This is a genomic window from uncultured Cyclobacterium sp., from assembly GCF_963976465.1.
Classification (GTDB): domain Bacteria; phylum Bacteroidota; class Bacteroidia; order Cytophagales; family Cyclobacteriaceae; genus Cyclobacterium.
The window spans coordinates 1-5,872 of record NZ_CAXBOC010000376.1; the positions used below are offsets into that span (position 1 = coordinate 1).

At 36.5% G+C, this 5,872-nt stretch carries 4 protein-coding genes and 1 pseudogene; all 5 read left to right on the forward strand.

Annotated features, from left to right (window positions below):
* Positions 1-863, forward strand: an 863-nt coding sequence (locus AAC037_RS18225; protein WP_339904579.1) for a hypothetical protein, incomplete at its 5' end; no start/stop codon positions are given.
* Positions 864-893: 30 nt separating this feature from the next.
* Positions 894-2,225 carry a glycosyltransferase gene (locus tag AAC037_RS18230; protein ID WP_339904580.1) on the forward strand — a complete coding sequence of 444 codons (1,332 nt, stop codon included), beginning with the start codon at positions 894-896 and terminating at the stop codon, positions 2,223-2,225.
* Between the two features lies 1 nt (position 2,226).
* Positions 2,227-3,234: a hypothetical protein gene (locus tag AAC037_RS18235; protein ID WP_339904581.1), complete on the forward strand. Its 1,008-nt coding sequence runs from the start codon at positions 2,227-2,229 to the stop codon at positions 3,232-3,234.
* 27 nt (positions 3,235-3,261) lie between these two features.
* Positions 3,262-5,424: a bi-domain-containing oxidoreductase gene (locus AAC037_RS18240; protein ID WP_339904583.1), complete on the forward strand. Its 2,163-nt coding sequence runs from the start codon at positions 3,262-3,264 to the stop codon at positions 5,422-5,424.
* A gap of 254 nt (positions 5,425-5,678) precedes the next feature.
* Positions 5,679-5,872: pseudogene (locus tag AAC037_RS18245) on the forward strand (glycosyltransferase); the annotation flags it as partial.

A 5,872-nucleotide genomic window follows, 5' to 3' on the forward strand; every position in this document is an offset into this window, starting at 1 on the left:
TAAACCAGTACCTACATCAGCTGATGCATTATATCCAAGATCGGATATTTATGCGCAAACTTAAGACATTCGACGTAGTAATAATTGTGGAGACTAGTCCTAAATGTTACCTAAGTGATACCTATGACTTCATAAAACTTAAAAAGGAACTGGGAAATACACCTTTATTGTATCATGGAGTTTACTATTTAGGGCTTGCGCCAACCATGATATCCTATTTAGGAGAAGGAGGGCATCATCAAGAAAATATATTTGATTGGCATTTGTCCGTTTCGGAAGTTACTGAAGTAAGAAGTAAGCCAAATGGTAAGTGGAATCAAATAGGTCTAAATTTAAAGAGTACAGGCCTAGTCCCTGTGCCAAAGACTAAGCACCTTGCACTAATTGATTTTTATCGACCCGGATATGAAAAAGCGAGAAATGAGCAAATTAAGGCCCTTGAAGCTGTAGGGATTCCATACTTGGAGTTATCCGGTTCTTATACTATTGATGAGATTAGGGAAGTGTATAAAAAAGCTACCTTTTATTTTTTACAATTTCCGGAGTCTTTTGGCTTGCCTATTGCAGAATGCTTGAGTTGTGGAGCCTATGTTTTTACTCCTGACACATCTTGGGGAATGGCTTGGAGACAAGATGAAGAAGTGGAAGTTCATGGCCCAGGAAAACTTGCTGATTGTTTTGTAGTTTATGATGGACAAGAAAATTTGCAAGAGAAACTGTTACAATACAAAGCTGAATATGATCTAGAAAAAACACCGGAGAAAGTTTTCCAGATTTTCACAGAGAATTATCCTGATTACTACTATGGCAACAAGTCTCAAATGGATCAATTTCTTAAAAAGTTAAAGGATGGAATACTTTAATTAGCCAATTTTCTCCAATATTTTATGTCTATGTATTTTCCAAAAGTATTAATTCTAAACCAACCATTTAACAATGTTTCCGGAGGTGGGATTACATTGTCAAATTTATTTAAAGGTTGGCAAAAAGACCACCTCGCAGTAGCCTGCTTAGGTACGCTCTTAAATGAAAAAACAAGATTAGATATTTGTGATCAATACTATCAATTGGGAGAAAAGGAACATATTTGGAAGTTTCCTTTGAGCTTGATGAAAAGGAAGTATCCTTCAGGACCTATAAAAATTAATAAAGAAAAGAAAAAAGTACAAACGATACAAAAGTCGCCTCTTCGGGTGAAACTTCTTAAAGAATACATCAACCCTGCATTAAATTGGATGGGAGTAGCTGATTGGGCATCTACTATTCAGCTCTCTGCTGAATTGAAAGAATGGCTTGATGAATATAATCCGGATGTAATTTATGCCCAAGCTCAAAGGAGAGAAGCCATCATTTTCTGTTCGCTTGTACAGCGTTATTTAAATAAACCAATGGTGTTCCATATGATGGATGACTGGTTGGAAGTTTTGCCGGAATATGGTCTCTTTGGTAGATATTGGTACAAAATAGTCGACCATGAATTTAGGGAAATGTTAAGTACCTGTACAAGACATTTTAGTATAAGTGAGCCTATGGCTGAGGTATATCATAAGAGGTATGGTTATTCCTTTTCTACCTATCATAACCCCATCGAACTTGACTTTTGGAGCAAAAGTCAGCGAAAAAACTACGAATTTGGAGATGCCATCCGAATATTATACGCAGGTAGGATGGGATTAGGAATTGAGAGTTCGCTAGAGACAATGGCCAAATGTCTTGAGGAAATTAATAAAGAAACCTCGAATTCAATTGAATTGGTTCTTCAAGTTGGTCAAAAACCGGATTGGATAAATAAATACAATTGTGTTTCCCATCGGGGGTTTGTGCCTTACGAAGAACTGCCCAACCGTTTTTCAGAGGCAGATATATTGTTTTTACCCTATGATTTCACACCCTCTGCGAACGCATTTATTAAGTATTCAATGCCTACAAAGGCTTCTGAATATATGATTTGTGGCACACCGGTTTTGATCTTTGCTCCTGAGGATACTGCCTTGGTTGCTTATGCTAAAGCTTATCAATGGGCTCAAGTAGTGACAAAAAATGAAGTACAAGCTTTAAAGGAAAGCTTACTAGAATTGATCAATAGAAAATCTTTGCGAGAAAGTATTTCAAAGGCTGCTATAACCATTGCCGAAGAGAGACATGATGCCGTTAAGGTGAGAAAACAATTTAGGGAAGAACTTACTGAATTGGTCAAAAAGAAAAATCAATTAAAACCTTCTTAAAATGGCAGCTATTTTTTTATATCCAAAGATTGATAAAGTGATTGGGTCCCCCAACCCCTATATCTTCAATTTTCAAAAAGCATTGGCTAAAAGTCATCATGTGGTAAATGCCAAATCACCTAATCGGGGAATAATAAGTTTTTTTACCCACTTCTTTAAGGCAGAATTATTTATTCTTAATTGGCCTGAAACCATTCCGGAGAAGAAGTTTGGAGGTGTTCAAAGAAAACTCTTCATGTTGTTTTTAAAGCTTGCAAAAATATACGCTAAAAAGATTATATGGATTTTGCACAATAAAGGTTCTCACCATAAAGGGGCTAACCCGGTGACAAAAAACATGTTTGATGTACTCATGTCGCATTCAGATTACATTATTACGCATTCTTATGCGGGCAAAGATTTTGTGTCCTCAGTATATCCAAACAATATTTCTAAGGTACATGTTATTCCTCATCCATTCACAGAAAAACTAGGGGAATACAGACCGGGTAAAAAACAATTTGATATTCTTATATGGGGAAGTATTTTCCCTTATAAAGGCATCGATGTTTTTTTAGACCATTTGAGAGAAACACCGGAACTAAAAAACTTAAAAGTATTAATTGTAGGGAGATGTACAGATACGAAATATAAACGTAAAATCCTTTCAATTTTGCCTGAAAATGCTGAATTTAAAGATGAATTGTTGAGCTTAGAGGAAATTGCAGCTTATTCAGCTCAAGCACAATTTACATTATTTACATATAAATCTCAAACAGTAATTAGTTCAGGCTCCTTGATAGACAGCATAAGAATGGGGGGCATAATTTTAGGACCTGACCACGGTGCCTTTAAGGACATGAAAGATTTGGCATTTATGCATACGTTCAAAGATTTTAATGAAATTCCCAAGATAATCTCTGAGTTTAATCCATATGATAAACAAATAGAAGGAGATAGAAACACTTTTATGAATCAAAACACCTGGTCTAATTTTGTTGAGAAAATTGGAGATATATCAGGTATTTAAACATTATTTAATTTATTCTTTAAAGCAATGAAACAAGTTATTCAAAATTTTAAAACTGGAGAACTTTATGTTGATGAGGTTCCTGTTCCTGCGATTTCTAATGGGATGGTATTGGTAGAAAACGAATATTCACTAATAAGTGCCGGTACGGAAAGAAGTACTGTGAAAGTAGCCCAAGCAAGTTTGATTGGAAAGGCCAAGCAAAGACCTGACCTGGTGGCTCAAGTGATTCAAAATATAAGGAAGGAAGGATTTTCTGCTACCATGAGTAAAGTTAGAACCAAGCTTGATTCATTAAAAGCCTTGGGATATAGTACCTCAGGTAAGGTGATTGCTTCTATGGATAATAGTGGTGCATTCAAACCCGGTGATAGGGTGGCTTGTGCCGGTGCAGATTACGCATCTCATTCGGAGGTGATCTCTGTACCCCAAAACTTGGTGACAAAAATACCGGAGAGTGTAAGCTCAGATGAGGCAGCGTTTACAACCTTAGGAGCAATAGCGCTTCAGGGGGTTAGACAAGCCGATCCTAAGTTAGGTGAGAAAGTTTGTGTGATTGGCTTAGGCTTACTCGGACAAATTACGGTTCAACTATTGAAAGCCAATGGTTGTTCAGTTTTTGGAATAGACATGTCTGAAAAGCTGATAGAACTTGCCAAAGAATCAGGAGCAGGACAATCAATGCACAGAAATGATTCCAATTTAATTTCTGCCTGTGAGAATTTTACAAACGGCCGTGGATTTGATTCAATAATCATTACTGCTGCCACCCCAACAAATGATCCCATTGTACTTTCTACTGAAATAGCACGGAAAAAAGGTAAGATTATAGTAGTGGGTGCAGTGAAGATGGAAATTCCCAGAGAGCCTTATTTTTATAAAAATGAGCTTGAACTTAAAATTTCATGCTCTTACGGGCCCGGTAGGTACGATGTAGATTATGAAGAGTTGGGTAAAGATTACCCTTTTGCTTACGTACGCTGGACCGAGCAAAGGAATATGGAAGCCTTTTTGGACTTGATTGCCGCAAAAGCCATAAATATCAAGCCTTTAATTACCCATTTATTTGATATTGAAGAAGCGGTGAAAGCCTATGATATAGTCATGGGCAAAGTCCAAGAACCACATATAGGTATATTGTTAAAATACCAAGAGTCTGGATCTAAGCTTGAGTCCATTACGAAGGTAAACAATGAGCCCATCAAAGATATCAATGCGGGCTTTATAGGTGCTGGTAGCTTTGCCCAGAGTTATTTGATTCCCAATGTTAAATCTTGGGGAGGTTCATTAGATGGTGTGGTTACTTCTAAGGGGATTACAGCCAAGAGCGTCTCTGATAAGTTTAAGTTTAATTTTTGCTCTTCTGATGGTAAGGATGTATTGAACAAAAAGGACATCAACACCATTTTTATTGCAACACCTCATGTCTCTCATGCCCCATACGTAATTGAAGGATTAAAATCCGGCAAGAATGTTTTTGTAGAAAAACCTTTGGCAATGAACATAGAGCAATTGAAAGAAGTAGTCCATGCAGAAAAATCAGCCGATAAATTATTGATGGTAGGTTTCAATAGGAGGTTTGCTCCGGTCTCTGTAGAGCTAAAGAAAGAATTTATTAATACAGGTGAACCTTTGGTAATTAATATTAGAGTAAATGCCGGTTTTATTCCTAAAGACCATTGGTCTCAGATACCAGAGATTGGCGGTGGTAGAATTGTAGGGGAAGTTTGCCATTTTATTGATTTAATGCAGTATTTTACTGACTCTGAACCTGTCAAGGTATATGCTGACTCTATAAATACCTCTAATGAGCAAATCACTTCAGCTGATAACATGGCAGTAACTGTCAAGTTTAAAGATGGGTCGGTTGGAAACTTAACTTATTTGGGAAATGGGGATAAATCCTTACCAAAGGAAAATATTGAAGTCTTCTCCGGAGGTAAAGTTGGCATAATCCATGATTTTAGATCAGGTAGCCTTCACAAAGATAATAAATTGATCAAGCTTAAGTCTAGTGGCAAAGGTCATTTAGAAGAAGTACATCAATTTCTAGATCAGGTGAAGGGAGGGGGAGAAAGTCCAATTTCTTTTGAATCAATATGCCTTACAACGCTTACAACATTTAAAATCTTGGACAGCCTATCTACAGGAATGCCTCAAGATATAAGCCTTGAAGAAATACTTTCATAGATGAATTGGCAACGTTAAAGAGGTCTTACTATTTAACGTTAAGTTATTTGATTGTTGTGGAATAGTTTATGAAATCAAATTTAGGAGTGTATTCCAAGATTCTTGGAATACCTCCTTAAATTACCTTCTACTGGTAAATAGAGATGACTAATAAATTGACCCTATCAACTTATCGTCTTGTTTTTAGCAATTTTAATTAAAAAAAAGACTAGAAACTCGATAAAGACCTTTTTGGAAGAATTTAAAATTGACCGATGGAATTTATTGTTTATACCAATACCGAATGGGATGGCCCCCCTAGAGCGAGACACCAATTATCTTATGCTTTGGCTAAAAGATTTAAAGTGACTTTTGTGGCAGCCAACACCATAGGGCTTCCGGGCTTAAAAAGAGAAAAAGTTAAGGACAATTTTGAATTGCTTACACCTTCTTTTCCTTCTAGTTTTAG

Excerpts from the sequence above, each read along its gene's own strand:
- AAC037_RS18230 (WP_339904580.1), top strand. The coding sequence starts at position 894 with ATGTATTTTCCAAAAGTATTAATTCTAAACCAACCATTTAACAATGTT.
- AAC037_RS18240 (WP_339904583.1), top strand. The coding sequence starts at position 3,262 with ATGAAACAAGTTATTCAAAATTTTAAAACTGGAGAACTTTATGTTGAT.
- AAC037_RS18235 (WP_339904581.1), top strand. The coding sequence starts at position 2,227 with ATGGCAGCTATTTTTTTATATCCAAAGATTGATAAAGTGATTGGGTCC.